Origin of the sequence: Nonomuraea sp. NPDC050783 (assembly GCF_040802095.1) — a bacterium.
Lineage (GTDB): Bacteria > Actinomycetota > Actinomycetes > Streptosporangiales > Streptosporangiaceae > Nonomuraea.
Genome location: NZ_JBFAHK010000006.1, coordinates 284,576 through 310,888, shown reverse-complemented (window position 1 = coordinate 310,888; position 26,313 = coordinate 284,576). Strand labels below are relative to the sequence as shown.

Sequence of the window (26,313 nt, the reverse complement as noted above, 5' to 3'; positions counted from 1 at the left end):
TCGGGCCGGACGCCGTCCCGGGCGCCCGGCCGGACGCCGGGTCAGGTGCCGGGCCGGCGGTCGGGGAGCATGTCGTCGTCCGGGAGCTGGGCCGTGCCCGGCGAGCGCAGCGCGGACGACGAGCCGGCCCAGCGCCGCAGGGTGGCCGTGGCCGCCGCCGCGTCGGCCTCGGTGAGGCCGGCGATGGCCGCGCCGTGGTTGGCGCCGGGCGCGACGTACAGGTACGAGTCCAGCCCGGACGGGGTGAACCGTTCGGCGCTCCACGGGTCGTTCTCGCCGTAGACGAACATCATCCGCTCCGACCGGGTCCGCACCCAGTGGTCCACGTCGAGCATGGGCAACGCCTGGTGCCGGGAGCGCAGCTCGGCGGGCAGCACGGAGTTGGGCTGGTAGAGGCCGCGGTAGCGGGTCAGGCCGCGCAGGTGGGCGAAGGCGAGGTCGGGCCAGCCGAGCTGGGTGGCGGCCTGGTAGTAGTAGGGCCAGTAGTACTCCAGGCCCTGGTCGGTGTAGAAGCCGAAGGAGGCCACGGCGTCGATCCAGGCGTAGAGCTGCTCGTCGGTGGCGGTGGCCGGTGGCACGGTGGCGCAGTCGGCGGCCGTGGAGTACTGCCAGAAGGCCCACACCGTGTCCAGGACGGTCATCTCGTACGAGCGGTCGGCGCTGCCGAGCGTCCTGGTGAAGGTGTAGCCGTTGCGGGCGGCGTCCGCCTCCAGCAGGGGGACCATCCGGTCGCGGCGCAGCAGCGCCTCGCGCTGCACGGTGTCGAGCGCCCGGCGGCAGGGCTCGGAGCCGACCTGGGAGAAGAAGCGGTCGTAGTCCCGGTCGAGGGGGTTGATCGCGTCGTCGGGGGCGACGTAGGCGACCACGCCGTCCACGTCGCCGGGGTAGAAGCGGCGGTGGTAGACCGACGTCATGCCGCCCTTGCTCGCGCCGGTCTGGATCCAGCGGCCGGAGTAGACCGTCTTGAGCGCCTGGACGATGCGGTGCTCGTCCGAGGCCTCCTGCCAGACGGTCAGGTCGCGCCAGTCGGCGGGGGCGGGGCGGGAGGCGCGGAAGAAGCGGTGCTCGACGGAGACCTGGTTGGCGTCGAGGATGCGGGTGGGCTCGGTCCGCGAGGGCGTGGGGTTGACGGCCAGGCCGTAGCCGCCGGTGTAGAGGACGACGGGCACGTCGAGGGCGCGGTGAAGCAGGGTGAGGCGCTGCTGGAACGTCCCCTTGCGCGGGTCCCGGTGGTCGACCGGCTGGCTGTAGCTGAGGACGAAGAAGCGGTAGCCGGCGGGCTGGGTCTCCGACACGACGGTGAGGCCGGGGATGGCCTTGAGCTGGTCCAGCAGGTCCTGCTCCTCCGTGGCGGCGGCCGGCGCCGCGACGGCCGTCAGGACCAGCAGGACGGTCAGGAACAGGGTTCGCACGTTGCTCGCCTCTCAGCCGGACGTGAGCACGGGTCCGACCGCAGTGTCCCCGCGATCTTCCCAAAGGGCAAGAGCTGACTTAGGGGAAATATCGGACCGATCGGCGCGCAACCGGCGTCCAAGTCACCCGGCAGTCACCCGCACGGCGCTCCGCCCCGCCCGCCGAGGAACACGACGAGAGGGAGGACGTCCATGAAGATCCGGATCGACGACCTGCGCGAGAGCGCCGCGCTGTCCGAGGAGGAGCTGGACGCCGCCACCTCGCGGCTCACCTCCCACCTGGCCGGCGGGCCCTGGCGGACTTCGACCGCGTCGCGGCCGCCTGGGCGGTGGGGCCGCGGGAGGCGCTGGCCCTGCCGGCGCGGCGTCCCGATCCGGTGGCGGCGCTCGCCGCGGCGATCGAGTGGAACTGGCTCCGACGCCGGAGCCCTTAACCGACAAAAAGCACATTAATTCCTTAATTCATTTACTACCGCAAATGCCAACAATATCCGATCGGAGTGTCACGAATGCCATTTCATTGAATCCAACTAGTTATCAATTTCTATGGCGCAATCCCTCGCGAATATATAAGTTTCCCTAATCATCTCCTGGAGGGGGACAGATCAGTGGGGACTGGATACGCGCCGGTACAAGTACTGGTTCGCGACGGGGTGATGCAGGTCGGCAGCGACACCTACGCGCTGCGGACCATCACGCACATCGGCCAGCGGAGGCTGGTGGCCGACAAGGGGGCCGCCTGGCGGAAGTTCTTCGCCCGCGCCCTGGTCAGCCTGGTCATCGGGGGCATCCTCGTGGCCGCGCTGGGCGACGTCTGGGCGCTGGCCGTGCTCGCCGTGCTGGCGCTGCTGGCCTGGCGGCTCGCCTCGGTGCTCCGGCTGCCCCCGGTGTACGGGCTCGTCATCGGGACCGCCGGGGTCGAGCGCGAGGCCGTCTGGGGCACGAACAAGGGCGAGATTGACCAATTGGCGGCCGACGTCACCAAAGCGGTAGGAAAGCTCGACATCCCGCCCATGACCTTCAACATCACCCACGCCGTGGGCAGAAACGAAGTGATCAACATGTACGGGGCCGGCAGCATCGGGAAAGCCACGCACCACGGCGCCGGCAACATCGAGACCCGATGAGCGGGGACGGGGATTCCCTCAACATGTACGGGGCCGGCAGCATCGGCAAGGCGACCCACCACGGCTCGGGCGACATCGTGGCCGGAGGCGGGAACCAGCCCCAGCCGCAGCCCTCGTCCCAGCCCCAGCCCTCGTCCCAGCCCTCGTCCCAGCCCCAGCCCTCGTCCCAGCCCTCGTCCCAGCCCGGCCCTCGACCCCAGCCGCGCCCTCACCCCCGGCACCGATCCCGGCCGCCGGTCGCGGCCCGGCGTCAAGGGCGGCGCGGGTCGCCGGCCGCCGCCGCGGCCTGTGCCGTGTTGTCGGCCGTGGTCAGCGCGCTGATCAATCTCCTGACCTCGTCATGGAGCTGGTGGGTGTTCGCCGTGGCCGCGCTGGTGCTGTTCGCCTGGGCGGCCGTCGCCTACGCCGGGGAGCCGGGCCCCGGCGGATGACAGCACGCGGCGGATGACAGCACGCGGCGGATGACAGCACGCGGCGGATGACAGCACGCGGCGGATGACAGCATGCGGCGGATGACAGTGCGCCGCCCGCCTCCCCCGGGGCGGGCGGCGCCGTCGCCGCTACGGCGTGAGGACGACTTTGTTGCAGTCGTCCTGCTTGTGCTTGAACAGCTCGAACCCGCGCGGCGCCTCGCTGAGCGGCATGCGGTGGGTGATGATGAAGCTCGGGTCGATCTCGCCCGCGCGGATCCGCTGCAGCAGCGGCTCGGTGTAGCGCTGCACATGGCACTGGCCGGTGCGGATGGTCAGCGACCGGTTCATGACGGTGCCCATCGGGAACTTGTCCACGAACCCGCCGTAGACCCCGATGACCGACACCACGCCGCCGTTGCGACAGGCCATGATGGCCTCGCGCAGCGCGTACGGGCGCTCGGTCTCCAACCGGGCGGCCTGCTTGGTGCGGTCGTAGGCGTACATGGCCGGCGTCGGGTGGTGGGCCTCCAGGCCGACGGCGTCGATGCAGGCGTCCGGGCCGCGCCCGCCGGTCATGTCGCGCAGCGCCTCCAGCACGTTCACCTCCTCGTAGTTGAGGACCTCGGCGCCGGTGCGCTGGGCGATGTTCAGCCGGTACGGGAAGCGGTCGATGACGATGACCCGGTCGGCGCCGAGCAGGAACGCGCTGGCCGCGGCGAGCTGCCCGACCGGCCCCGCACCCCAGACCGCGATCGTCTGGCCCGGCTTGATGTCGCACATCTCGGCGCCCATGAAGCCCGTCGGGAAGATGTCGGACAGGAAGAGCACCTGCTCGTCGGTCAGGTCGTCCTCGACCTTGATGGGGCCGACGTCGGCGAACGGGACGCGGGCGTACTCGGCCTGCCCGCCGGCGAAGCCGCCCAGCATGTGCGAGTAGCCGAAGATGCCGGCGGGCGAGTGGCCCATCAGCTTCTCGGCCATCCCGGCGTTGGGGTTGGAGTTCTCGCACACGGAGTAGAGCCCCGCCTCGCAGGCGAAGCAGGCGCCGCAGGCGATCGGGAAGGGCACCACGACGCGGTCGCCGGCACGCAGGTTGCGCACCCCGGGGCCGACCTCGACGACCTCGCCCATGAACTCGTGGCCGAGTACGTCGCCCTTCTTGACGGTCGGGATGTAGCCGTCCACGAGGTGCAAGTCGGAGCCGCAGATCGCGGTCGAGGTGACCCGGACGATCGCGTCGCGCGCGTTGAGGAGCTGCGGGTCGGGGACCTCATGGACCTCCACGGTGTTGCGGCCCATCCACAGGTTGGCCTTCATGCCCGTCCTCCGATCGGCTGCGCGGGACGCTGGCGGAGCTGGCGCAGGGCGCGGTGCCCCTCGGGGCTGCCCTCCGACAGCAGGACCTCGCCGGTCTCCATGACCTGCTTGAAGCGGCGCAGGTCGTCGCGGACCTGCTGCTCGGGGTGCTCGCCGAACATCCGGGCGACGGCGGCGGCGATCTTGCGGCCGGTCACGCCGTACTCCAGCGAGACGTCCACGACGGTGCCGCGCCCGCCGGGGCCGTCGGTGAAGCTGACCAGGCCGGCGGTGGAGATGCCGGTGCCGGGCACCGAGCGCCAGGCGATAAGGTCGCCGAACCGCTCGTCGATGATCTCGGCCTCCCACTCCAGCTTGACGACCGGGCCCTTGGCCCGCCACCGCGAGCGGCGCTCGTCGAGGGTGCGGACGGACTCCAGGTGGATCATGAAGGCGGGCAGGTTCTCCAGGTCGCGCCAGAAGCGGTAGACCTCGTCGCGCGGCTTGTTGATGGTGATGGAGGCGCGCACCTGCAGCGGGCTCCTGGCCTTGCCGCCGGAGCGCTTGGCGCACGCCGCGTCGAGCACGGTGAGGCCCGCGACCGCGCCGAGGGCGTACATCGCGCGGCGGCGGCGGGCGCCGGTGCGGGCGGCCGCGGCCTTGCCGAGCATGCCCAGGTCCATCGCGTCGCCGGCGACCCTGGTCCACGCCCATTGGGCGGGCGTCTTCCCGCCGAGCAGCAGCGCGGCGTGCAGCAGCTCCCGGCCTCCCGCCAGCCTGGTGATCGTCGTGGCTCCGGGCGCGTCGTCGACGCCGCACATGCGGGTCACGGCCCGTGGTGCCGCCAGTTGCGCCGTGCCCAGCGCGAGGCTGGCCCACCCGAGCGCACGGGCGAATCTGTCGGTCATCATGTGTCCTAACAGGTGTCGGATGTACGTGCCTGCACCGAGAACGCCCTGATCATCCGGGTGGTCGCGGTGTCCACGGCCCCGTACCCCGGCCGGAGGGGATGACACCAGCCGCCTCTCATGATCAACTTGTCCCCGTGAAAAACCGCAATCCGTATAGATGGGTCACAGCCCTTATGGTGATCTCCATGGGTATCGCCATTCCTGACGCGGCGGCGAGCAGCGGGTCCGCCGATCCCACACATCCCGGCCCGGTTTACGCGACGGTGACCGACAAGAACGCCATGCTTTCCCTCCAGACTTTTGGCCGTCCGGATGGAAAAGATATGGTTTTCCGAATTTCGGGCTCCGTGTATGCGAACATTCCCGGAAACGCTCTCGAACCGGCGTTGCGGCACGGCCAGAAACTGTTCGGCATCGAGGGTTACAACATCCGCCGCCTGTACCGCGTCCCCGGCACCAACCAGCTCTACCAGCTCTCCCGCGAGATCGTCTTCTACACCGACCCGGCCGACCCCACCAAGGTCCTGCGCGAGTGGAAGAACCCCGTCAACGGCCGCACCTACCCGGTCGTGCCGATCAACAACGACGCGGTCAACTTCGGCCCGTTCCCCATCACCCCCTCCTACGCCGGCCCGCCCATGCGCAAGCTGCACGACGAGACGGTGTGGACCAGCGACATCCCGGTGCGCACCGACTTCGGCACCACGCTGGGCGAGACGTTCGGCCTGATCGGCGGCGTCTACACCGCGCAGGAGATGTTCGACTTCTCCGTCGACCAGCGCGAGGTGGACGCCAGGACCGTGCCCGGCAGGATCCCGGCCGGGGCGATGAAGACCAAGATCAGCTGGGCCCGGACGGCCCCGTGGGCGCCGTTCATGTGCCTGGCCGAGAGCGAGGTGCGCGGGCAGCTCACCTACCACGCCCGGAGCTGGTCGCTCAACGCCTACACCGACGTCGAGCCGTGGCTGCGTGCCGAGGTGGAGGCCCGCCACCCGCTCTACACCTCGGCGCCCCACGAGCCTGGCCCGAGCGAGAACTCCTGGACCTCCTTCTACAACAAGCAGCTCAAGAAGGGCGCCATGACCTGGGCGGCCTGGTGCGACACCCAGGGCCGGTAGCGGGCCCCGCGGTCCTCGACCCGCTCACCGGCCGGGTGGAGCGGCCGCTGCGCCCCGTCCCGCCCGACCGGCTGCCCGGGATCGCCGCGGAGCTGCGCGCGGCCGCCTCCGCCTGGTCGGCGCTGGGCGCGGAGGGACGCGGCCCGGTGCTGTCGCGCTTCGGCGCGGCCCTGGCCGGCGACGCGGACCTGCTGGCGGCGCTGGTGGCCGACACCGGGCGGGTCGCCGAGTCGGTGCTGGAGCGGCGGATCGTGGCCGAGGCGGCCGGGCGGTGGGCGCGGCGGGCGCCCGCGCTGCTCGCCCCGCCCGCCGAGTTCCCCGCCGAGCTGCCCGGCGTGCACGTGGCCGGCGACGCGGTGCCGTACGAGCTGGCCGGGGCGATCACGCCGTGCAACTTCCCGCTGCTGCTCGGCCTCATCGACGCCCTGCCCGCGCTGGCCGCCGGCTGCGCGGTGCTGGTCAAGCCGAGCGAGGTGACGCCGCGCTTCATCGAGCCGCTCGTGCGGCTGGTGCCCGCCGAGCTGCCGCTGCGGGTCGTCGAGGGCGGGGCGGAGACCGGGGCGGCGCTGGTGGAGCTGGTGGACGTCGTGGTCTTCACCGGCAGCGTGCCCGCGGGGCGGGCGGTGGCCGAGGCCGCGGCCCGCGCGTTCGTGCCGGCGCACCTGGAGCTGGGCGGCAAGGACCCGGCGATCGTGCTGGCCGGGGCCGACCTCGACCGGGCCTCCTCGGCGATCCTGTGGGGCGGCACCGCCAACGCCGGCCAGTCCTGCCAGTCCGTCGAGCGCGTCTACGTCGAGCGCGAGGCCCACGACGCGTTCCTGGCGCTGCTGGCCGCCAAGGCGGCGCGGGTGCGGCTGACCTGCGAGGGCGGCCCCATCGGGCCGATCATCGCACCCGGCCGGCCCGCGGTGATCGCCGCCCACCTGGCCGACGCCGTGGCCAGGGGCGCCGTCGTGCACACCGGCGGCAGGCTGGAGCGGCACGGCGGCGGCCACTGGTTCCGCCCTGCCGTGCTGTCCGGCGTGGACCACTCGATGCTGGTCATGACGGAGGAGACGTTCGGGCCGGTGCTGCCGGTCATGGCCGTGGACGGCCCGGACGAGGCGGTCGCGCTGGCCGCCGACTCCGCCTACGGGTTGTCGGCCGCGGTGTTCGCCGCCACCGAGGAGCGGGCCAGGGCGGTGGCCGCCCGGCTGCCCGCCGGCGCGGTCAGCGTCAACGACGCCGCGCTGACCGCGCTCGTGCACGAGGGCGAGAAGCACTCCTTCGGCCTGTCCGGGCTCGGCGGCTCGCGCATGGGCCCGGCCTCCCTGACCCGGTTCCTGCGCCGCCGGGCCTTCCTCATCAACCGATCCCCCGCCGCCGACCCCTGGTGGCACCCGCTCGCGAGCGAGGAGTAGCACATGGGACTGCGCGCGGAGATGCCGCTGCTGGCCCGGCACGAGGGCGAGTGGGAGGGCGAGTACCGCCACCTCGGCCCCGACGGCGCCCTGCTCGACCGGCACCGCGTCCACATGACCTGCCGCATCGTCGATGACGCCGCCTACCTGCAGACCAACCGCTACACCTGGGACGACGGCCGCACCGAGGTCCACGAGTTCCCCGGCACCTACCTGGGCGGCGGCCGGTGCCGCTTCGACACCGACCGGCTGGAGGGCGAGTTCCGCGAGGTGGACGACAGCGCGATCTACCTCACCTGGCGCTACAAGGGCCGGCCGCTGCGGCTGTTCGAGCTGATCGTGCTGAGCGCGGACGGCCGCGCCCGCAGCCGCGTCTGGCAGTGGCTGGAGGACGGCGTGTGCGTGCGCCGCACGCTCATCGACGAGCGCAGGATCGGCTGATGACCGCTTTCACCCCGGCCGCCTCCGCCCCGGCCACCTCCACCCCGGCCGCCTTCACCGCGCTCGCCCTGCAGCTCGCGACGCGCGCCGTCAACGCCGCCGCCGATCCGCGGGCCGAGATCGCCGCCGCCGTCGCCCGGATCGGGGAGCGGGTCGGCGGCTCCAAGGCGTGGCTCGGGCCGGAGCTGCGGCTGGTGGTGCTGCCCGAGTACGCGCTGACCGGCTTCCCGATCCGCGAGAGCCTGCCCGAGTGGCGCGAGCGGGCGGCGCTCGACCCCGGCGGCCCCGAGTACCGGGCGCTGGCCGAGATCGCCGCCCGGCACGAGGTGTTCCTGTGCGTCAACGCCTACGAGCGCGACGAGCACTTCCCCGAGCTGTACTTCCAGGCGTCGGTCATCCTCTCCCCCGCCGGGGAGGCGGTGCTGCGCTACCGGCGGCTGCACTCGCTGTTCACGCCCACCCCGTACGACGTGTGGGAGCGCTACCTGGAGCTCTACGGCATGGACGCGGTCCTGCCGGTGGCCCGCACCGAGATCGGCGCCCTGGCGGTGCTGGCCTCGGAGGAGGTCCAGGTGCCTGAGCTGGCCCGCGCGCTGGCCCTGCGCGGGGCGGAGGTCTTCTGCAACCCCACCTCCGAGGCGTCCTCCCCCGACCTGACCCCGAAGGCGATCGCCCGCCGCGCCCGCGCCACCGAGAACCTGGCGTACGTGGTGGCGGCCAACACCGGCGGCCTGTCCGGCACCGCGATACCCGGCGGCTCCACCGACGGCGGCTCCGAGCTGGTCGACCACCAGGGCCGGACGCTGGCCCGCGCGGGCGCGGGCGAGTCGCTGGTGGCCGCGGCCGAGCTGGACCTGGCGGCGCTGCGCCGCGCCCGCCGCCGCCCCGGCCTGGCCAACCTGCCGAGCCGGGTCAAGACGGGGCTGTGGGCCGGCGAGTACGCCCGCCACGACGGCGAGCGGCCCGGCGGCCTGGAGGCGGGGGCGCGCGGGCGCGCCTGGTTCCGCGAGCGCCAGGCCGAGACGATCGCCCGCCTCCTCGGCCCCTAACCGCTGCCGCGCGCGCCCCGGTGCCACGACAGCACCAGCCGCTCGACGCCCAGGAACGCGGCGTTCAGCACGATGCCGAGCAGCCCCAGCAGCACGATCGTGGCCCACATCGCGGGGATGTCGAACTGGCTCTGCGCCTCCAGCAGGCGGTGGCCGACGCCCTCGCTGCTGCCGACCAGCTCCGAGATCACCATCATGATCAGGGCCAGCGACACGCTCAGCCGCAGCCCGGCGAAGATCTTCGGGGCGGCGGCGGGCAGGACGACCCGGGCCAGGCGCTGCGCGGCGGTCAGGCGGTAGACGGCGGCGGTGTCGAGGTACTGGCGGTCCACGTGGCGGGCGCCGTCCATCGTGTTGACCAGGACCGGCCAGATGACGCCGTACACGATGGAGGCCAGCTCCATCGGGGTGCCGATCCTGAACAGCACCAGGAACACCGGCAGCAGCGTCGAGGGCGGCACCGAGCGGCCGAAGTGCAGCAGCGGCTCGGCCAGCGCCGACAGCCGGCGCGAGCGGCCCAGCGCGACCCCGGCGAGCACGCCCGCCGCGCAGGCCGTCGCCCAGCCGGCCGCCAGCCGGGCCAGGCTGGGCAGCAGGTCGGCCACGGCCTCATCGGTCAGGAACGCCCGCGACGGCGGCCCGGCGAACCACATCTCGCGCAGCCGGGCCACGATCCGCGACGGCGGCGGGAAGTAGGCGGCCCCCGCCGAGCGGGTGGCCAGCTCCCAGGCGGCCACGGCCACCGGCAGCAGCCAGTACCACGCCACCCGCCGCACCACCCCGCCGGGCCGGGCGTGCCAGGCGCGCGGCGCGCTCACCCCGGCCCCTCCCCCGCGCGGGCGTGGTGCCAGCGGAACAGCCGCCGCTCGGCGGTCACGAACAGCAGGTTCGCGCCCAGCCCGAGGGCCCCGGCCCAGAGCGTGGCCGCCAGCATGCGGTCCACCCGGTTCGCGCTGCCCGCCAGCGACAGGAACGCGCCGATGCCGCCCGCCCCGGGCGCCAGCAGCTCGACGCTCACGGCCACGATCAGGGTGACGGCGACCGCGATCCGCACGCCGGTCGCGATGAACGGCGCCGCGCTCGGCAGGCTCACCCGCAGCGCCACGGCGGGCGGGCCGAAGCCGAAGCTCCGCAGCGTCTCCTTGGCCAGCGGGTCCACGTCGCCGAGGCCGTACAGGGTGTTGACGAGCAGCGGCCAGGAGCAGGTGTAGACGATGAGCGCGATCTTGGCGTCCTGGCCGGCCGGGAAGAGGAACATGGCCAGCGGGATCAGCGACACCGACGGGATCGGCCGCAGGAACTCCACCAGCGGCCGCACCGACCGCTCCAGGACCGGCACCGTCCCGAGCAGCAGCCCGGCGGGCACGGCGACGCCGATCGCGATGGCCAGCCCGCTCGCGCAGGCCGCCAGCGTGGCCAGCACGTCCGCCCGGAACGCGGCCTCCGCCGGCAGCCGCGCCGCCTCGGCCAGCACGTCCGACATGTACGGCAGCGCCTCCGGCACCAGCCCGGCCCGCCCCGCCGCCTCGGCGACGGCCAGGAACGCCACCACCCCGGCGCCCCCCAGGAGCACCCGCTCCAGCCGCCCCGTCACCCGCACCCCGTCACCCGCACCCCGTCGTCACTCGTGGGCCGTCGTCACTCGTGAGCCGTCACCCGCCGACCGTCGCGAACAGGCTCGCCACGTCCGGCTTCGCCTTGAGGTAGCCGTAGCCGTGCAGCAGGTCGGCCAGCTTCCGCACGCTCGCCGGGTCGGGCCGGGCGGAGAATGTGCCGAGGGTCATCGCCTTGGCGGCGTCGGCGGGGATCTGCGTGTACGTCGGCACCACCTCGTCGATGGCCGCCCGGTCGGCCCCGGCGATCTCCTGGGCCTTGGCCAGCGCCCGGTGCAGGGCGGCGGCGGTCCTCGGGTTCCTGGCCAGCCAGTCGGCGCTCACGCCCCACCCGTCGATGGGCACCCCGGCGGTGACGCCGTCGGTGGTGTCGATGACCTGCCGGGCCCCGGCCTTCTTCGCCGCGGTGAGGAACGGCTCGACCAGCCAGGCGGCGTCCACCTGGCCGCCGGACAGCGCGCCGAGCTGGTCGGCGAACTGCACGGGGACGTACTTGACGTCCTCGGGCCGCAGCCCGGCCTGCTGCAGGTGGGCGTTGGTGAGGGTCTGGCCGAGCGCCTTGAGCACGTTGACGGCGATGGTCCGGCCCTTGAGGTCGGCGGCGGTCCTGACCGGGGAGTCCTTGGCGACCACGACGCCGGCCACGCCGGGGGCGGCCTCCTGGCTGTGCTGGAGGAGCTTGAGCCGGGCGGCGCCGGAGTCGTTGATCGCCATGAGGGAGACGTAGCTGGTGAGGAAGGCGTCCATGCTGCCGTTGAGGATCTTCGGCATGACGGCCTGCGGCGCCTGGATGATCTCGGTCCGGACCGTCAAGCCCTCCTGCCGGAACAGGCCCCGCTTCTCGGCGATGAACAGCGGCGCCGACGAGGGCACCGGCACCACGCCGATGAGCAACCGGGTCTTCTCCAGCCCGCCCGGGCCGCCGGAGGCGGGCGGGGCGGTGCCGCCATCGCCGCAGGCGGTCAGGGCGAGTGCGAGCGTCATCGCCGCGGCGATCCTGGCCAGCTTCATAACCGTGCCTCTCCGGTGCCGCCGGCGGAAGGCCGCCACCAGGGCGGCGGATGGCGCGATCGTACAACATCCGCGCCCTCCCGGTCCGTGATCAGGCAGGAGGGCCGCCCTCCTCGCGAGGGCGGCCCTCCTTCGGCCCGGGCCGGGGATACGGGTCCTCAGCTCTCCTTGGCCAGGGAGTCACCATCGGTCGACAGGTGCACCACGTTGTCCTCGATCCGCGCGACCTGATCGGGTGCGACGTACAGGTCGCGTGCGAACAGCCCGCGCGCGTCCACCTTCACGAAGCCGGTCCGCGTCAGCCGCGCCGCGAGCGCGGGCGGCAGGTCGGGCTCGGCGTCCCTGAAGACGTCCGACAGCACGGGCACGAAGCCGCGGCCGCGTTCGGGCTCCTGTCCCTCGGTGGTGGCCGCCTGGGGGTCGCCCATCTTGACGAGCTCCACCGTCCCCACCTCCTTGCCGTCGCGATCGACGACCTTCATGCCGGTGTGCACCTGGCTGATGCCCGGCCGCTGCGGAGAATACACGGCAACGCTCCTTTCTCGGTCCGGCCGCCACGACTACCCACAGCGCACCCGGGAAGTCCTGGCCTCCGCCGAAGATCCAGATGATCGGGACGTACGGTCCCTGACGTCCGCATAGGTCAGGTGTGGAGCAGCCGTCCGGGGGAACGCGCTCCAGGGTGAACGTGGTGAGAGTGACGTCGTGGCGGGAGCTGGACGACGCGATCGGGGAGGCCAGCCGGGACGACGGGGCCACCTACGCCCACTCCACGATGGTCTTCCGCGGCCTGTCGCGCAGCTCGTACTCGCACGTGTCGGGGCTGGCGCGGCTGGAGGGCGACTACGCGGCGCTGGAGTCCCACCTCCTGCGCAACTTCCGCAAGTACGCCCACCGCCAGGAGCCGGGCGCGACGATCTGGGACTGGCTGGCGCTGGGGCAGCACCACGGCCTGCCGACGCGGCTGCTGGACTGGACGTTCTCGCCGCTGGTCGCGCTGCACTTCGCGACCGCGTCCTGGCCGGAGGAGGACGGGCTGCTGGTCGCGCTCGACTGCGCGGGCGCGCACCGGCTGCTGCCGGTGCCGTTGCGCAAGCGCCTGGACGAGGAGGGGGCGCTGGTCTTCACCACCGAGATCCTGGCGGAGTTCGCCCCCGACCTGCCCTGCTTCGACCGGCTGAGCGAGAAGGAGCCGTTCCTGGCGTTCTTCGAGCCGCCGTCGCTGGACGAGCGGGTGGTCAACCAGTCGTCGGTGCTGTCGGCGTTCTCGGACCCGGGCTACCAGCTCGGCGACTGGATGGCGGAGCACCCGGACCTGTGGCGGGCGTGGTGCATCCCGGCCGAGGTGAAGGTGGAGATCCGGCAGCGGCTGGACCAGGCGAACATCACCGAGCGGGTGCTGCTGCCCGGCCTGGACGGGCTGGCGGAGTGGCTGCGCCGCTACTACTCGCCGGGCGGGATCGGGCGCGGCAAGGGCGACGGCGGGGCGACGATGTCCGGCGACGAGCGCAACCGCCACTACAACGACATGAACGAGTGAGGCCCGCCCCGGCAGGGAGCCTTAGGGAGCCTTAGGGAGCACGTGCGGGCGCGGCCGGCGCGGTTCAAGGTGCCGAAGGTCGTGGAGTTCGGCGAGCTGCCGAAGACCTCGACCGGCAAGATCCAGAAGTACGTCCTGCGGGACAAGGTGTGGGCGGGCGCCGCGATGCGGCAGACTGCAAGGTGAAAGGCGAGGTGCGAGCGCGGCCCGGCCACCGGCCCGCGCGGATGCCCGCTCCCAGTCAATCTGCAGAAAAGGTAAGTACCCTCCCCCACCATGAAGTGGCAGCGTAAGATCACCACCGCGTTGGAAAGGCACGCGGGCCTGCGGATCGAGCGGGTCGCCAAGGCCCCCGGGCCGGCCGCCGGGCCGGCCGTCCAGCCGAAGAAGGCCGCCGACACCTCCTTCCGCCCTCCGGCGGACCCCGAGGCCGACCGCCTGCTCAGGGCGCCCGTGTTCGTCATCTCCCCCGTACGGTCCGGCTCGACGCTGCTGCGCTCGATGCTGAACTCCCATCCCGACCTGCACGCCCCGCACGAGCTGCACGTCCGCCGGCTGAGCGTCGACTTCGGCACGAGCCTGGCGGAGAAGGCGATGGCGGCGCTCGGCCACAACAAGGCCGACCTGGAGCACCTGCTGTGGGACCGGGTGCTCCACCGCGAGCTGGTCCGCAGCGGCAAGAAGTTCGTGGTGGACAAGACCCCCGCCAACGCCTTCGCCCACGAGCGCCTGGCGGCCTGCTGGCCGGACGCGCGGTTCGTGTTCCTGCTGCGCCATCCCGCCTCGATCGCGACCTCCTGGCACGAGGCCAGCCCCGGCAAGCGCACCCCGGCGGAGGCGGCGGCCGACGCGCTGCGCTACATGAAGGCGGTGGAGCGTGCCAGAAAGGCGCTGCCCGGCCTGACCGTGCGCTACGAGGAGCTGACCGCCGACCCGGAGAAGACGCTGCGCGCCATCTGCGACTTCCTGGCCATCGACTGGGCGCCGGCCATGCTGAGCTACGGCACCCCCGACGTGGTGACCAAGGGGCTCGGCGACTGGAAGGACAAGATCCGCTCCGGCCAGGTGCAGCCGGGCCGCGAGCTGCCGGGCCCGGACGAGGTGCCCGAGATCCTCAGGGGCATGGCCCGCACGTGGGGGTACCTGCCGTGAGGATCCGCTACGTGCTGCTGCACGCCTACGGCATGGGCGGCACCATCCGCACGGTGGTCAACCAGGCCAACGCCATGGCCGAGGCGGGCCACGACGTCGAGATCGTCAGCGTGGTGCGGCGGCGGAGCAAGCCGCAGTTCGCCATCGACGCGCGGGTGCGCCTGTCCACGCTGGTGGACCAGCGCGACGGCGTGCCGGCCGACTCGCTGGTGCGCAAGGTGTGGCGGCGGGCGCGCGGCAAGATCGTCCCGTACGGGGAGTTCGCCGCCGAGTGGTTCACCGAGCGCGTCGAGGCCGCCGTGATGGACTACGTGTCCTCGCTGGACGACGGCATCCTCGTCACCACCCGTCCCGCGCTCAACCTGATCTCCGCCCGCCGCGGCTCGCGCAAGGTCATCAGGGTCGCGCAGGAGCACATGAACCTGGGCGCCTACCACGAGGCCGTGCGCGAGCAGATCGCCCGCCACTACGGCCGTTTCGACGCGGTCGCCGTGCTCACCGAGACCAGCCGCGCCGAGTACCACCGCATCCTGGACGGCACGCCGATCGTGCGCATCCCCAACGCGGTGCACATGGGGCACCGCAAGCACTCCGACCAGAGCAACCCGATCGTCGTCGCGGCCGGGCGGCTGGTGCCGCAGAAGGGCTACGACATGCTCATCCCGGCCTTCGCGTCGGTGGCCGGCGAGCACCCGGAGTGGAAGCTGCGCATCTTCGGCACCGGCCCGTCGCAGCAGCGGCTGCAGCAGCGCATCGACGAGCGCGGCATGGGCGGGCGCATCACGCTCATGGGCCGCAGCGACCGCATCCACGAGGAGCTGGCCCAGGCGTCGATCTACGCGCTCAGCTCGCGCATCGAGGGCCTGCCGATGGCGATGATCGAGGCGATGGGCCACGCCCTGCCGGTCGTCGCCTTCGACTGCCCGACCGGGCCCGCCGACCTGCTGACGCCCGGCCGCGACGGCATCCTGGTCCCGCCGCGCGACGTGGAGAAGCTCGGCGAGGCCCTGGGCCGGCTGATGGGTGACCGCGAGCTGCGGACACGCCTGGGCGCGGCGGCGGCGGAGACGGCCCACGACTACACGCCGGAGGTCGTGATGCCGCTGTGGGAGGAGCTGTTCACGCTGCTGAGCAGCCGCCGCCCGATCCCCGCCGACTTCGGCAGGGCACGCTGACCTTCCGCAAGTCGTCAAATCCCGGGCGGGACCGTATGTCCGGTGCGCGGCAGGAAAGACCTACCTGAGACCCGACACAAGGTGATCAGGAGGCTGTGGTGGCCACGTCACGAGGCATGTTCCGCCGTAAACCGGTCGAGCAGATCGCGGAGGAGCACGAGGGTGAGCTGTCCCGGTCGCTGGGGCTGTGGCAGCTCACCGCGATCGGGGTCGGCGGCATCATCGGCGCCGGCATCTTCGCCCTGGCGGGCGCGGTGGCCAACCAGACGGCGGGCCCGGCGGTGCTGGTGTCGTTCCTGCTGGCGGGGGTGGCGAGCGCGGCGGCGGCCTTCTCCTACGCCGAGTTCGCCGGCATGATCCCGAAGGCCGGCTCCGCCTACACCTACGGCTACGCGGTGCTCGGCGAGATCGTCGGCTGGTTCATCGGCTGGGACCTGCTGCTGGAGTACACCGCCATCGTGGCCGTGGTCGCCATCGGCATCTCCGGCTACTTCGGCTTCCTGGTGCAGGAGCTGGGCCTGGGGCTGCCCGCCTGGATGCTGGGCGCGCCGGGCACCGGCGAGGGGCACGTGGTGGACCTGTTCGCGGTGGTGCTGTGCCTGCTCATCGCCTTCCTGCTGAACCGGGGCATCCGCACGGCGGCCCGGTTCGAGACCTCCGTGGTGGCGATCAAGGTGGCGGTGGTGCTGGTGGTCATCGTGGTCGGCGCCTTCTTCGTCGACACCGCCAACTACTCGCCGTTCTTCCCGTTCGGCGTCGGCGGGGCCATCACCGGCGCGGCGACGGTGTTCTTCGCGGTGTTCGGCTACGACGCGATGAGCACCGCGGCCGAGGAGTCGCGCGACGCCCGGCGGCACATGCCCAAGGCCATCATCTACTCGCTGGCCGTCTCGATGGTCCTGTACGTGCTGGCCACGCTCGTGCTCACCGGCATGCAGAACTACCGCGACATCGACCCGGAGAGCGGCTTCTCCTCGGCGTTCGCCGCCGTCGGGCTGCGCGGCCTGGCGGGGCTGATCGCGGCGGGCGCGATCGTCGGCATCCTGACCGTCATGTTCACGTTCATGCTGGGCGTCACCCGCGTGTGGTACTCGATGAGCCGGGACGGGCTGCTGCCGGGCTGGTTCGCCCGGCTGCACCCGGTGCGGCGGGTGCCGTCCCGGGTCACCTGGATCGTTGGCGTGGCCTCGGCGCTGATCGCCGGGTTCCTGCCGATCAGGGAGGCGGCCGAGCTGACCAACATCGGGATCCTGCTGGCGTTCGTGGTGGTGTGCGCGGCGGTGATCGTACTGCGCTACCGGCGGCCTGACCTGCACCGGGAGTTCCGCACGCCGGGCATGCCGGTGGTGCCGGCGGTCGGGGTGCTGTTCTCGCTCTGGCTGATCACCTTCCTGACGCCGACGACCTGGCTGCGCTTCGCGATCTGGTTCGTGCTGGGGCTCGTGGTGTACTTCGCCTACGGCCGGCGGCACTCCGCGCTGAACCGGCCCTAGCCGGGCGCGCGCAGGCGCACCGGGCCGAACAGCCCGGTGGCGCGCTGGCCGGGGAAGACGAAGTGCGTCGGGCTGACCTCGTCCAGGTACGGGGCCAGGGTGCCGAGCACCAGGACCTCGACCACGTTCGCGCCGGGGGCCAGCTCGACCTGGAAGGCGTAGGGCGAGCAGACCCGCACGCCGCACGGCCGCCCGTTGACCGTGACCTCCGCGGTGCCCCGTACCCGGCCGAGGTCGAGCGTGCCGGGCCCGCCGGCCGGCACGGTGACGGTGGTGCGGTAACGCACGCCGCCGCTCCACCCGGCCAGGCCCCGCTCCTCCCAGTCGCCCAGCCGCATCCGGCCGGGGCCGCAGGTGAAGCGGACCGGCCCGGTGAACGCCGCGCCCGAGCGCGTGCCGGGCGTGGTGGTCACGCGCAGCTCGATCTCGCCGCCGAGCGCGCCGCGCACCTCGACGGGCCCGGCCGCGCGTACCTCGATGCCGGTCGCGCCGGGTGGCGTGTCGAGGAGGAAACGCTCCTCGCGGGTCCCGCCGCCGCCGGGCATCGCGAACCCGGCCGGCGGGGCGGACGGGCGGCCGTCGAGCCAGCCCGCCTCCGGCAGCGGGTGCGGGCGGGGCCGCAGCCACAGCGCGGCGGGGTCGCCGTGCTGGCGGCGGCGTACGCGGGGGCGGGGCGACCAGCCGGGGCCGGAGACCGCCGCGCCGTCGGCCAGGATCCAGCCGTCGGACTCGACGGTGAGCGTGTTGCGGCCGGGCCGCAGCAGGGGGGCGAGGTCGTAGCGGCGCACCCGCGGGATGCCGGCCTCCGCGTACGGGTCGAACCCGCCCTGCCGGCCCGCCTCCACGCCGTTGACCAGCACCCGGCAGAACGCGGTCGAGGCCACCTGCAGCACCGTCCCGGCGTCCCCGGCCCCGCTCTCCCCCGCCTCGACGGTGGTCTCCAGGCGCGGCCCGGCGATCCACTCGGGACGGGCGGCGTCGGCGGGGCCGGCGGCCAGGCAGGCGTAGGCCCGCAGGTCCAGCTCCTCGTCCGGGACGAGCAGCAGCTCCAGCAGGTGTTCGCCGGGCTCCACGGGGTCGCGGGTGACGGCGGCGTAGCCGGCGTCGTCCAGCACGCGTCGCTCGCCGCCGAGCCACAGGGTCTTGGCCGCGCCCGCGCCGATCGCCAGCCGGACCGGCGGGCCCGGCGGCACGGTGAGCACGCTGCGGAAGCGGGCCTCGGCGCCGGCCGCGACCCGGCCGAAGGCCAGGAACTCCACCGGCACGTGGCCCTTCGGTCCGAGCGTGTCCCGGTGCACGGGGTCCTTGCGCAGGCCGCGGGAGGCGGACCAGACCGAGGGCGTCCACGGGCCGTCGCCGACGCGCTGCTCGCCGCGCGGCCCGAACGTGACGGCCACCGGCTCGCCGCCGGGCGTGCGCAACGTCCAGCGCTCGACGAGCGCACCCTCGCCGGGGTCCGCGCAGCCGAAGTCCGACCAGGTGTCGTCGAGGGTCGGGACCAGCTCGACGTCCCATTCGTCCCCGAGGTCCGTCTCGACCTGATCCGCCGGCGCGGGCGCGGCGGGCCCGGCGCCGCCCTGGACCGCGCCGTCCTGGACCGCGCCGCCCTGGACCGCGCCGCCCTGGACCGCGCCGCCCTGGTCCGCGCCGCTGAAGAGCAGCAGCGCGGCGGGGCCGTCGTCGAACGGGACGACGACCTCGACCGTGTCGCCGCGGCGGGTGTGCGGCAGCGCGACCGGCTCGCCGCCCGCGAAGGGACGCAGCAGCCGCGGCGCGCCCGCGACGTCCCGGACGGTGACGCGCATCGCGCGGGCGTAGCGGGCGGGGTCGAAGTCGATGACGGCGTCCAGCCAGCCCAGCTCCACGCCCCGCTCCTCGGGCCGGCCGACGCCGATCCTGCTGGCCATGGGGTGGGTCGCGGTGAGGAACACCAGCGTGCCCTCCGCGCTCTCGCGTACCAGCGCGGGCACCGGCGCCTCCACCCGCCGGGCCAGGCCGGCCAGCGCCTCCCCCAGGTCCTCGGGCGCGGCGGCGGGGCGGGCCCGCCCGCGCAGCGCCTCCGGCACCGTCGCGACGGCCACCAGCAGCCCGCCCGCGTCGGCGAAGGCCGCCAGCCGGGCGGCCACGTCGTCGTCGAGCACCGTGACCGCGGGCAGCACGATCGCCCGGTACGCCTCGGTGGACACGGCCAGCCGCCCGCCCGCCACGGCGGCGCGCCGCACCGAGTCCTCGTCGATGACGTCGGCGTCGAGCCCCAGCCGGTCGAGCACGCCGGGCCTGGTGGCGAACCAGGCCATGTCGCCCACCAGCGCCCGGTAGACCTCCTCGGCCCGCGCCGCGTCCGCGGTCGGCGGCCGGGCCCCGGCCAGGGCCGTGCCCGCCCGGGCGGTGGCCGTGGGCAGCAGGACGGCGACGTCGCAGGCGTGCCGGCCCAGGGACAGGGCGGCGCACAGCCGGGTCACCGCGTCGGCGAAGACCTTGTGGTGCCGCCAGTACGGCTGCCGCCAGTCGGTGGACGGCGGCGCCCACTCCCACCAGCCGCGCCGGGTCGTGTAGTAGACGGCGTGCGGGTTGTACAGCGTCGCCCCGGCCCGCAGCCAGGGCAGCAGCCAGTCGAAGGTCTCCTCCAGCGTGCCGCCCCAGCCGCTGGAGTGGAACGCCTCGATCCAGGTGCGGGGCCGCCCGTACAGGTGGGCCAGGGAGGCGTGCAGGCGGGCGTCGCCGTGGTGGTCGGAGCCGGGCGCGGAGAACCAGCGGTGGGTACGCGGGTAGTCGGCGTACAGCTCCACGCCCGCCACCGGGTGGCCGGCGCGGGCCGGGTCCTGCTGGTCGCAGCCGTTGAGCAGCCCGTGCCGCCGGTGCCAGGCGGCCAGCGGCCGGAAGAACGCCTCCTCGGCCAGCTCGGCCCGGGTCCGCTGGTAGGCCGCCCAGTCCGGGTCGGCCGGCGAGAACGCCTTCCCGCGCCGGGCCAGGTGCTCCTCGGCGAAGCGGGCCGACCAGGTGGGCAGCGTGGGCAGCTCGTCCTGGAACGAGCCGGCGATCACCCGCCCGAACCAGTGCCCGACCCGCCGCTCGAACTCACCGTGCACCCGGTCCAGCAGCACCGCGCACGCCTCGGCCGACAGGTAGTCGAAGCCGCGCGAGGTCACCGACCCGTCGGGCTCCAGCCACTGCCCGGCGAAGTCGGGCCGCTCCTGGACCAGGCGGGCCTGGAGGTCGGCGCCGGAGAAGCCGAGCTGGTCGTAGAACCACAGGTACGCGCCCAGCTCGCAGGCGTCCGCGCACACCCCGTCCAGCAGCTCCCACCACGCCTCGGACAGGAACGGCGGGTCGTCGGCGTCGGCGCCGAACAGCGGCCCGGAGGGGGCGAGGTTGAGGATGACGAGGTTGTGCACGCCTCCGGCCACCAGCCGCTCCATCTGCCAGCGCAGCCGGTCGCGGCGCAGCGGCTCGCCGCTCCACCACCAGATGGCCGCCGGGGAGTACGCGCGCGGCGGGTCGCGGAAGAGGTCGGCGATCATCCTTTGAGCCCGCTCGCGAAGCCCTTGATGACGTAGCGTTGCAGGGCCAGGAAGACCGCCACGATCGGCAGCGCGCCGAGCACCAGGCCGGCGAAGACCAGGCCGTGCTGGGAGACGTACTGGCCGACGTAGGCGAAGACGCTGACCGGGACCGTCTCGTAGCCGGAGCCGCCGAGGTAGACCAGCGGGGTGAAGAAGTCGTTCCAGATGAAGACGGCGTTGAGGATGAGCACCGTGCCGGTGATCGGCCGCAGCAGCGGGAAGACGACGCGGGTGAACGCCGTCAGGTGGCCGGCGCCGTCGATCTGGGCGGCGGCGGCGTACTCGCGGGGCAGCGCCCGGATGAAGCCGGTGTAGAGGAAGACGGTGAACGGGAGCTGGATGCCGGTGTAGAACAGGATCATCCCGGCGTGCGTGCCGATGAGCCCGAGGTCGGTGACGAGCCGGTAGAGCGGGATCATGCCGAGCTGGAAGGGCAGCACGATGCCCAGCAGGAACAGGACGTACAGGCCGTAGCCGAGGCGGGTGCGCACGCGGGCCAGGAAATAGGAGGCGAAGGAGCCGAGCGCGATGAGCGCGACCAGGCTCGTCACGGTGATGACCGTGCTGTTGACCAGCGACGGGCCGAGCGCGGCGGCCGACCAGGCGGTGGCGAAGTTGTCGAGGGTGGGCGGGTCCGGCGGCGCCAGCGGCGCCCGCGAGATCTGCGCCGGGTCCTTCAGCGCCAGCGACACCAGGGTGTAGACGGGGAACAGGAACGCCACCGCCACCGCGATCATGACGATCTCCAGCAGGAACGTCCGCCGTATCACAGGCTCACCTCCCGGCCGCGCAGGTAGTGGATCTGGACGAGGGAGACCGCGGCCACGAACAGCGCCAGCACCAGCGCGACGGCGGTGCTGTAGCCGAACTTGCCGAAGACGAACGCCTGCTTGTACAGCACGGTGGACAGCGTCTCGGTGGCGTAGCCGGGGCCGCCGTTGGTGGCGGCGAAGACCTGGTCGAACAGCTTGAGCCCACCGATCGTGGACAACATCAGGTTGATCGTCGTGGCGGGCGCGAGCAGCGGCCAGGTGACGTAGCGGAACCGCTGGAACGTGCCCGCCCCGTCGATCATGGCGGCCTCGTGCAGCTCCGCCGGCACGCCCTCCAGCCCGGCCAGGAAGATGACCATGGAGTAGCCGGCGTACTGCCACACCACCGTGCCGGCGATCGACCACAGCGCCACGGACGGGTCGCCGAGCCAGTCCACGTGCAGGCCGAGCAGCCCGTTGAGGCCGGCCGACGGGTCGGGGTTGTAGATGTACTTCCACAGGAAGGCCACCATGACGGGGCTGACGACGACCGGGGAGAAGAAGATCACGCGCAGCAGGGCGCGGCTCTTGAGCCGGGCGTGCACGCCGAGCGCCAGCAGCAGGCCGACGCCGTTCTGCACGGCGACGACGGCCAGGGTCAGCAGCAGCGTGTTGCCGATGGAGCCCATGGCCTGCTCGTCGCCGAGCAGCGCGCGGAAGTTGGCCAGGCCCACGAAGGACATGTCCTGGCCGATGCCGCTCCAGTCGGTGAAGGCGTAGACGACGCCGCTGATCGCCGGGTAGAGCACGACCAGCGCGTACACCGCGAGCGCGGGCGCGGCGAACAGCCAGGGCGGGGTGGTGGCGCCGCGGCGCGGCCCGGCGGTGCGGGCCGGGCGCGCGCGCCGGGCGGTCAGCGGGGTCACTTGCGGTACGCCTCGTCCATCTTCTTCAGTGCCTCGTCGATCGTGGACCTGCCGGCCAGCAGCTCCTGGACGACCGCGAAGTGCACCGGCTGCACCTCGGCGTTCGGCCAGCGCTGGTCCATGAACGGCACCGCGCGGTCCTTGGTGAACGGCAGGAACGACTCCACCGCCGGGTCGATCGTGGAGGAGGCGTCCTGGGTGAGCGGGATGGCGGCGATCTCCTTGGCCCAGGCGTTGATGTTCTCCTGCCGGCCGAGGAAGTCGATGAACTTCGCGGCCGCCCCGGCATTGCGGCCCTTGGCGCCGGCGCCGAGCCCGACCACGACGCCGGCCGGGATCCACACCGAGGCGGCGTCGTCGGCGCCGGGCACGGGGAACATGGACAGGTCGTCGGGCGCGGCGGCGGCCTTGCGGAAGTCGGGCAGCACGGCCGAGACCTGCACGGCCATCGCGGCCTTGCCGGTGGCCACCATCGAGGTCTGCTGCTCGAAGGTGGTGCCGTTGGGCTTGTCGTTGAAGAAGCCGCGCTTCTGCAGCTCCAGGTACATCTCGAAGGCCTGCCGCCAGCCGGAGCCGGCGAAGTCGGCCTGCCCGGCGCGCTGCTTGTCGTCGAAGGCGGGGTCCTTGGCGTAGACGGTGGAGGGCACCAGCGCGTACGTGATGAGCTGGGTGACCCACGGCGTCTGCGCGCCCAGCGCGATCGGCACCACGCCGGCCTTCTTGAGCTTGTCGCAGACGGCCAGGAACTCGCTCCACGTCGCGGGCGGCGCGTCGATGCCGGCCTGCTGGAAGACCTTCTTGTTGTAGACGGCGCCGATGACCGAGGAGCCGGCCGAGTAGAGGTAGGTCTTGCCGTCGAGTTGGAAGGCGGGCCTGAAGCCGGCCGGGATGGTGCGCGTCCACGCCTGCGCCGACAGGTCCGTCAGCAGGCCGGCCCTGGCGATCTGGGTCATGGACATCGCGCTGCCGTCGCCCGGGTAGACCACGTGCAGGTCGGGTGCGTTGCCCGCGCCGAGCTGGGTGCGTAGCGAGGTCTGCACCTGGTCGGTGGGGGCGTAGGAGGCGGTGACGCGCACGCCCGGCTCGGCCTGGGAGTAGGCGGCCGCGAGCTTGTCCATCGGCGCCTTCTGGTCGGACACGCCGATGAACTTCAGCTCCGTGGTGGTCCTGCCGCCGGTGGTCGCGGTCGTCTCGGGCCGGGTGGAGCAGGCGGTGGCGGCCGTCGCCAGCGCCAGGCCGCCCATCAGGCGGAAGAACTGTCCGCGGCTCACCCGGGCGTTCTGCAGAAGGTCGGTCATGGCTCGCCTACCTCCATGAATTGTCTGTTAATTTAACAGCCAATTCTGTTACAAGTGATGGATGCAGGGAGGGTACGAGTCGCCCGAGCAGGGTGTCAAGAGTAGGATGCGCAGCCGTCTCACCCGTGTGGAGAGGGCTTCGGTGGATTCGCGTCAGCACACCTCCAGCAGGTCTGCCCGGTGGCGGGGCATGGCCGAGCACATCGTGCGCCAGGGCTCGGCCTCGGTCGCGGAGCTCGCCGAGAGCTTCGGCGTGAGCGTGATGACCGTGCACCGCGACCTCGACGAGCTGGAGCGCCAGGGCATGGTCCGCAAGGTCCGCGGCGGGGCCACGGCGCAGGCCAGCAACGTGTGGGAGAGCAACATCGCCTACCGGCTGCAGGCCCACACCGCCGAGAAGGACGCCATCGCGCGGGTGGTGGCGGCGCAGATCGAGCCGGGCAGCTCGGTCATGCTGGACGACTCCACCACGGCGCTGGCCGTGGCGCGTCACCTGGGCGAGCTGGCCCCGCTGACCGTGGTGACGAACTTCCTGGAGGCGATCCGGCTGCTGGCCGGCACCCCGGACATCCGGCTCATCGCCCTGGGCGGTGAATATCACGCCAGCCATGACTCGTTTCTCGGGCTGGGTTGCGTGGACGCGGCCGAGGCGGTGAGCACCGACGTCGTCGTGGTGTCCACCTCGGCGGTCTCCGACCAGTACGCCTTCCACCAGGAGCAGGAGATCGTGCTGGTCAAGCGGGCGATGTTGCGCTCGGGGGCGCGGCGGGTCCTGGCCGTGGACGGCTCGAAGCTGGCCCGGGTGGCGCTGCACCGGGTCGCGCCGCTGGACGACTTCCACGCCATCGTCGTGGACTCGCGGGCGCCCGCCGACCTGCTGCAACGGCTGCGCGACCGGCACGGCAACGTGCTGGTCGCGGAGGTGTGACCGGCGCCGAACGTAACGCACTTTGGCGTTATTTCTAACTTGAGTCTTGTTAAGAACGTCGGCTGCTTGCTACAAAGTGAGGGCTTTCGCCCTCCAGCTTAGGAAGCAGCATGGGTCATCCCTCGCGCCGTTCCTTCCTCGGCCTCGGCGGCGCCGCGTTCGCCCTGGCCTTCACCTCCGGCCTCGCCGACCCGTGGACCGCGCGGGCGTCCGCGCGCACGGCGGCCCGGGGCGAGTACCCCTTCCGGCTCGGCGTCGCCTCGGGCGACCCGCTCCCGGACCGGGTCGTCCTCTGGACGCGGCTGGCGCCCAGGCCGCTGGAGCCGCTCGGCGGCCTGCCGTACAACACGATCAGAGTGGACTGGGAGATCGCCGAGGACGAGGCGTTCGCCCGGCGCGTGCGCCACGGCTCGGCCTGGGCCAGGCCCGAGTACGGCCACTCGGTGCACGTGGACGCCACGGGCCTGCGTCCCGGCCGCGACTACTTCTACCGCTTCCGGGCCGGCGGCGAGCTGAGCCCCGCCGGCCGCACCAGGACCGCGCCCGACCCCCGCTCCAGCCCCGAGTCGCTGCGGCTGGCCTTCGCCTCGTGCGCCTCCTGGCAGGACGGCTACTACAGCGCCTACCGCCACCTCGCCGAGGAGCACCCGGACGTGGTGCTCCACCTGGGCGATTACATCTACGAGTACGGCATCGTGCCGACGGGCGGCACCCGCAACACCCCGGTCCCCGAGCAGTTCCGGGTGCAGTGCGACACGCTCGACCGCTACCGCGTCCAGTACGGCCTCTACAAGAGCGACCCCGACCTCCAGGCCGCCCACCACAGCGCGCCGTGGATCGTCACCTGGGACGACCACGAGGTGCTCGACAACTGGGCCGGCCGCCACGGCCCCGGCGGCGAGGTCACCGAGCAGGACTACCTGGTGATCCGCGCCAACGCCTTCCGCGCGTTCTGGGAGAACCAGCCCGTCCGGTTACCCGCGGTCGAGGGCCCCGACGCCCGCATCTACCGCCGCTTCACCTTCGGCGACCTGGCGGAGCTCAACCTGCTCGACACCCGCCAGTACCGCGACGACCAGGCGTGCGGCGACGGCCAGCAGGTGGACTGCGCCGACCGGCTCGACCCGGCCCGCCAGATGATCGGCGCCGAGCAGGAGAAGTGGCTGCTCGACGGCCTGGGCGCCTCCAGGGCCCGGTGGAACGTGCTGGCCCAGCAGGTCGCCATGATGCAGCTCGACTACGACGCCGGCCCGGCGCGCAAGCTCAGCATGGACCTGTGGGACGGCTACAAGGCCGCCAAGGACCGCGTGCTCGGCGGCCTGGTCGAGCGCCGGGTCCGCAACCCGGTCGTGCTGACCGGCGACATCCACTACAACCTCGCCGGCGACCTGCGGACCGACTTCGACGACCCGGCCTCGCCGGCCGTCGGCGTGGAGCTGGTCTGCACCTCCGTCACCAGCGGCGGCAACGGCAACGCCGCCGCCGGCCTGCCGCCCGGCGGCAGCGACCCGGCCAACCCGCACCTGCGCTTCTCCAGCTACCAGCGCGGCTACGTCTCCTGCGAGGTCACGCGCGGCCAGTGGCGGGCCGACTTCCGGGTCGTCCCGTACGTGGACCGGCCCGGCGCGCCGGTCTCCACCCGGGCCAGCCTGGTCACCCTCGACGGCGTGCCCGGCCTGCAGGTGCTCTAGGAGG

The 26,313-nt window shown here is 72.9% G+C and carries 25 protein-coding genes; 13 read left to right on the top strand and 12 right to left on the bottom strand.

Translation table 11 applies throughout. The features are described 5' to 3' along the window. Positions 1 to 41: 41 nt before the first annotated feature. Together AB0H75_RS18910 and AB0H75_RS18905 are read right to left on the bottom strand one after the other, a co-directional pair. Positions 42 to 1,412 carry a S28 family serine protease gene (locus AB0H75_RS18910; RefSeq protein WP_367797710.1) on the bottom strand — a complete coding sequence of 457 codons (1,371 nt, stop codon included), beginning with the start codon at positions 1,410 to 1,412 and terminating at the stop codon, positions 42 to 44. Between the two features lie 134 nt (positions 1,413 to 1,546). Next, complete coding sequence (locus AB0H75_RS18905) at positions 1,547 to 1,684, bottom strand: hypothetical protein (RefSeq protein WP_367797708.1); 138 nt, start codon at positions 1,682 to 1,684, stop codon at positions 1,547 to 1,549. Positions 1,685 to 2,020: 336 nt separating this feature from the next. Here AB0H75_RS18905 and AB0H75_RS18900 point away from each other — a divergent pair, with 336 nt between their 5' ends. Both AB0H75_RS18900 and AB0H75_RS18895 read left to right on the top strand, forming a co-directional pair. Next, the gene (locus AB0H75_RS18900; RefSeq protein WP_367797706.1) at positions 2,021 to 2,539 is read left to right on the top strand and encodes a DUF6232 family protein; all 519 of its coding nucleotides are present in this window, start codon (positions 2,021 to 2,023) and stop codon (positions 2,537 to 2,539) included. Beyond that, positions 2,536 to 2,970: a hypothetical protein gene (locus AB0H75_RS18895; RefSeq protein ID WP_367797704.1), complete on the top strand. Its 435-nt coding sequence runs from the start codon at positions 2,536 to 2,538 to the stop codon at positions 2,968 to 2,970. The genes AB0H75_RS18900 and AB0H75_RS18895 overlap by 4 nt, the downstream gene beginning before the upstream one ends. A 129-nt stretch (positions 2,971 to 3,099) precedes the next feature. Here the strand turns inward: AB0H75_RS18895 and AB0H75_RS18890 are convergent, their stop codons facing one another. Both AB0H75_RS18890 and AB0H75_RS18885 read right to left on the bottom strand, forming a co-directional pair. Next, positions 3,100 to 4,269 carry a zinc-dependent alcohol dehydrogenase gene (locus AB0H75_RS18890; protein ID WP_367797702.1) on the bottom strand — a complete coding sequence of 390 codons (1,170 nt, stop codon included), beginning with the start codon at positions 4,267 to 4,269 and terminating at the stop codon, positions 3,100 to 3,102. Beyond that, a complete protein-coding gene (locus tag AB0H75_RS18885) occupies positions 4,266 to 5,156 on the bottom strand; it encodes an SRPBCC family protein (RefSeq protein ID WP_367797700.1) in 891 nt (296 codons plus the stop codon). The genes AB0H75_RS18890 and AB0H75_RS18885 overlap by 4 nt, the downstream gene beginning before the upstream one ends. Before the next feature lie 176 nt (positions 5,157 to 5,332). Between AB0H75_RS18885 and AB0H75_RS18880 the strand changes: the two genes are divergently transcribed. Genes AB0H75_RS18880 through AB0H75_RS18865 form a run of 4 tightly spaced genes read left to right on the top strand, consistent with a single transcriptional unit; the run spans position 5,333 to position 9,167 of the window. Then, positions 5,333 to 6,277, top strand: a complete 945-nt coding sequence (locus AB0H75_RS18880; protein ID WP_367797698.1) for a DUF1838 family protein — start codon at positions 5,333 to 5,335, stop codon at positions 6,275 to 6,277. Further along, complete coding sequence (locus AB0H75_RS18875) at positions 6,256 to 7,677, top strand: aldehyde dehydrogenase family protein (protein ID WP_367797696.1); 1,422 nt, start codon at positions 6,256 to 6,258, stop codon at positions 7,675 to 7,677. Before AB0H75_RS18880 ends, AB0H75_RS18875 begins: the two co-directional genes overlap by 22 nt. Positions 7,678 to 7,680: 3 nt before the next feature. After that, the gene (locus tag AB0H75_RS18870; RefSeq protein ID WP_367797694.1) at positions 7,681 to 8,118 is read left to right on the top strand and encodes a hypothetical protein; all 438 of its coding nucleotides are present in this window, start codon (positions 7,681 to 7,683) and stop codon (positions 8,116 to 8,118) included. After that, the gene (locus tag AB0H75_RS18865) at positions 8,118 to 9,167 is read left to right on the top strand and encodes a nitrilase-related carbon-nitrogen hydrolase (protein WP_367797692.1); all 1,050 of its coding nucleotides are present in this window, start codon (positions 8,118 to 8,120) and stop codon (positions 9,165 to 9,167) included. Before AB0H75_RS18870 ends, AB0H75_RS18865 begins: the two co-directional genes overlap by 1 nt. Here AB0H75_RS18865 and AB0H75_RS18860 read toward each other — a convergent pair. The 4 genes from AB0H75_RS18860 to AB0H75_RS18845 form a co-directional block, all read right to left on the bottom strand. Beyond that, the gene (locus AB0H75_RS18860) at positions 9,164 to 9,985 is read right to left on the bottom strand and encodes an ABC transporter permease (RefSeq protein ID WP_367797690.1); all 822 of its coding nucleotides are present in this window, start codon (positions 9,983 to 9,985) and stop codon (positions 9,164 to 9,166) included. The two genes, AB0H75_RS18865 and AB0H75_RS18860, sit on opposite strands and share 4 nt — an antisense overlap. Next, positions 9,982 to 10,761: an ABC transporter permease gene (locus tag AB0H75_RS18855; protein ID WP_367797688.1), complete on the bottom strand. Its 780-nt coding sequence runs from the start codon at positions 10,759 to 10,761 to the stop codon at positions 9,982 to 9,984. The genes AB0H75_RS18860 and AB0H75_RS18855 overlap by 4 nt, the downstream gene beginning before the upstream one ends. A gap of 58 nt (positions 10,762 to 10,819) precedes the next feature. Then, the gene (locus AB0H75_RS18850) at positions 10,820 to 11,791 is read right to left on the bottom strand and encodes an ABC transporter substrate-binding protein (protein WP_367797686.1); all 972 of its coding nucleotides are present in this window, start codon (positions 11,789 to 11,791) and stop codon (positions 10,820 to 10,822) included. 158 nt (positions 11,792 to 11,949) lie between these two features. Next, the gene (locus AB0H75_RS18845) at positions 11,950 to 12,318 is read right to left on the bottom strand and encodes a hypothetical protein (RefSeq protein ID WP_367797684.1); all 369 of its coding nucleotides are present in this window, start codon (positions 12,316 to 12,318) and stop codon (positions 11,950 to 11,952) included. A gap of 164 nt (positions 12,319 to 12,482) precedes the next feature. Between AB0H75_RS18845 and AB0H75_RS18840 the strand changes: the two genes are divergently transcribed. The 5 genes from AB0H75_RS18840 to AB0H75_RS18820 all read left to right on the top strand — a co-directional run bounded on the left by AB0H75_RS18840 (position 12,483) and on the right by AB0H75_RS18820 (position 17,151). Continuing rightward, complete coding sequence (locus tag AB0H75_RS18840; RefSeq protein WP_367797682.1) at positions 12,483 to 13,331, top strand: FRG domain-containing protein; 849 nt, start codon at positions 12,483 to 12,485, stop codon at positions 13,329 to 13,331. A gap of 42 nt (positions 13,332 to 13,373) precedes the next feature. After that, complete coding sequence (locus AB0H75_RS18835; protein ID WP_367797680.1) at positions 13,374 to 13,517, top strand: hypothetical protein; 144 nt, start codon at positions 13,374 to 13,376, stop codon at positions 13,515 to 13,517. Positions 13,518 to 13,607: 90 nt separating this feature from the next. Next, positions 13,608 to 14,483, top strand: coding sequence for a sulfotransferase (locus AB0H75_RS18830; RefSeq protein WP_367797678.1), 876 nt, complete (start codon positions 13,608 to 13,610; stop codon positions 14,481 to 14,483). Beyond that, positions 14,480 to 15,658: a glycosyltransferase family 4 protein gene (locus AB0H75_RS18825; RefSeq protein ID WP_367797676.1), complete on the top strand. Its 1,179-nt coding sequence runs from the start codon at positions 14,480 to 14,482 to the stop codon at positions 15,656 to 15,658. The genes AB0H75_RS18830 and AB0H75_RS18825 overlap by 4 nt, the downstream gene beginning before the upstream one ends. A 98-nt stretch (positions 15,659 to 15,756) precedes the next feature. After that, on the top strand, positions 15,757 to 17,151 hold the full coding sequence (locus AB0H75_RS18820) for an amino acid permease (RefSeq protein WP_367797674.1): 1,395 nt from the start codon (positions 15,757 to 15,759) through the stop codon (positions 17,149 to 17,151). Here the strand turns inward: AB0H75_RS18820 and AB0H75_RS18815 are convergent. From AB0H75_RS18815 to AB0H75_RS18800, 4 genes are read right to left on the bottom strand one after another with little or no spacing between them, the layout of a single operon-like run. Next, positions 17,148 to 20,672, bottom strand: a complete 3,525-nt coding sequence (locus AB0H75_RS18815; RefSeq protein ID WP_367797672.1) for a hypothetical protein — start codon at positions 20,670 to 20,672, stop codon at positions 17,148 to 17,150. The genes AB0H75_RS18820 and AB0H75_RS18815 overlap by 4 nt on opposite strands. Next, positions 20,669 to 21,484 (bottom strand): carbohydrate ABC transporter permease, encoded by an 816-nt coding sequence (locus AB0H75_RS18810; protein WP_367797670.1) that lies wholly within the window; start codon positions 21,482 to 21,484, stop codon positions 20,669 to 20,671. Before AB0H75_RS18810 ends, AB0H75_RS18815 begins: the two co-directional genes overlap by 4 nt. Beyond that, complete coding sequence (locus tag AB0H75_RS18805; protein ID WP_367797668.1) at positions 21,481 to 22,392, bottom strand: carbohydrate ABC transporter permease; 912 nt, start codon at positions 22,390 to 22,392, stop codon at positions 21,481 to 21,483. Before AB0H75_RS18805 ends, AB0H75_RS18810 begins: the two co-directional genes overlap by 4 nt. Beyond that, entirely contained in the window at positions 22,389 to 23,690 is a 1,302-nt protein-coding gene (locus AB0H75_RS18800) for an extracellular solute-binding protein (protein ID WP_367797666.1), read from the bottom strand. Before AB0H75_RS18800 ends, AB0H75_RS18805 begins: the two co-directional genes overlap by 4 nt. Before the next feature lie 190 nt (positions 23,691 to 23,880). Between AB0H75_RS18800 and AB0H75_RS18795 the strand changes: the two genes are divergently transcribed. Then, positions 23,881 to 24,618: a DeoR/GlpR family DNA-binding transcription regulator gene (locus tag AB0H75_RS18795; protein ID WP_367797664.1), complete on the top strand. Its 738-nt coding sequence runs from the start codon at positions 23,881 to 23,883 to the stop codon at positions 24,616 to 24,618. 110 nt (positions 24,619 to 24,728) lie between these two features. Further along, positions 24,729 to 26,309 carry an alkaline phosphatase gene (locus AB0H75_RS18790; RefSeq protein ID WP_367797662.1) on the top strand — a complete coding sequence of 527 codons (1,581 nt, stop codon included), beginning with the start codon at positions 24,729 to 24,731 and terminating at the stop codon, positions 26,307 to 26,309. Positions 26,310 to 26,313 lie beyond the last annotated feature (4 nt).

Bases quoted from the DNA above. Each gene is read 5' to 3' on its own strand.
- AB0H75_RS18830 (WP_367797678.1), top strand. From the start codon at position 13,608: ATGAAGTGGCAGCGTAAGATCACCACCGCGTTGGAAAGGCACGCGGGC.
- AB0H75_RS18870 (WP_367797694.1), top strand. From the start codon at position 7,681: ATGGGACTGCGCGCGGAGATGCCGCTGCTGGCCCGGCACGAGGGCGAG.
- AB0H75_RS18865 (WP_367797692.1), top strand. From the start codon at position 8,118: ATGACCGCTTTCACCCCGGCCGCCTCCGCCCCGGCCACCTCCACCCCG.
- AB0H75_RS18885 (WP_367797700.1), bottom strand. From the start codon at position 5,156: ATGACCGACAGATTCGCCCGTGCGCTCGGGTGGGCCAGCCTCGCGCTG.
- AB0H75_RS18790 (WP_367797662.1), top strand. From the start codon at position 24,729: ATGGGTCATCCCTCGCGCCGTTCCTTCCTCGGCCTCGGCGGCGCCGCG.
- AB0H75_RS18795 (WP_367797664.1), top strand. From the start codon at position 23,881: ATGGCCGAGCACATCGTGCGCCAGGGCTCGGCCTCGGTCGCGGAGCTC.
- AB0H75_RS18800 (WP_367797666.1), bottom strand. From the start codon at position 23,690: ATGACCGACCTTCTGCAGAACGCCCGGGTGAGCCGCGGACAGTTCTTC.
- AB0H75_RS18850 (WP_367797686.1), bottom strand. From the start codon at position 11,791: ATGAAGCTGGCCAGGATCGCCGCGGCGATGACGCTCGCACTCGCCCTG.
- AB0H75_RS18880 (WP_367797698.1), top strand. From the start codon at position 5,333: ATGGTGATCTCCATGGGTATCGCCATTCCTGACGCGGCGGCGAGCAGC.
- AB0H75_RS18815 (WP_367797672.1), bottom strand. From the start codon at position 20,672: ATGATCGCCGACCTCTTCCGCGACCCGCCGCGCGCGTACTCCCCGGCG.
- AB0H75_RS18890 (WP_367797702.1), bottom strand. From the start codon at position 4,269: ATGAAGGCCAACCTGTGGATGGGCCGCAACACCGTGGAGGTCCATGAG.
- AB0H75_RS18895 (WP_367797704.1), top strand. From the start codon at position 2,536: ATGAGCGGGGACGGGGATTCCCTCAACATGTACGGGGCCGGCAGCATC.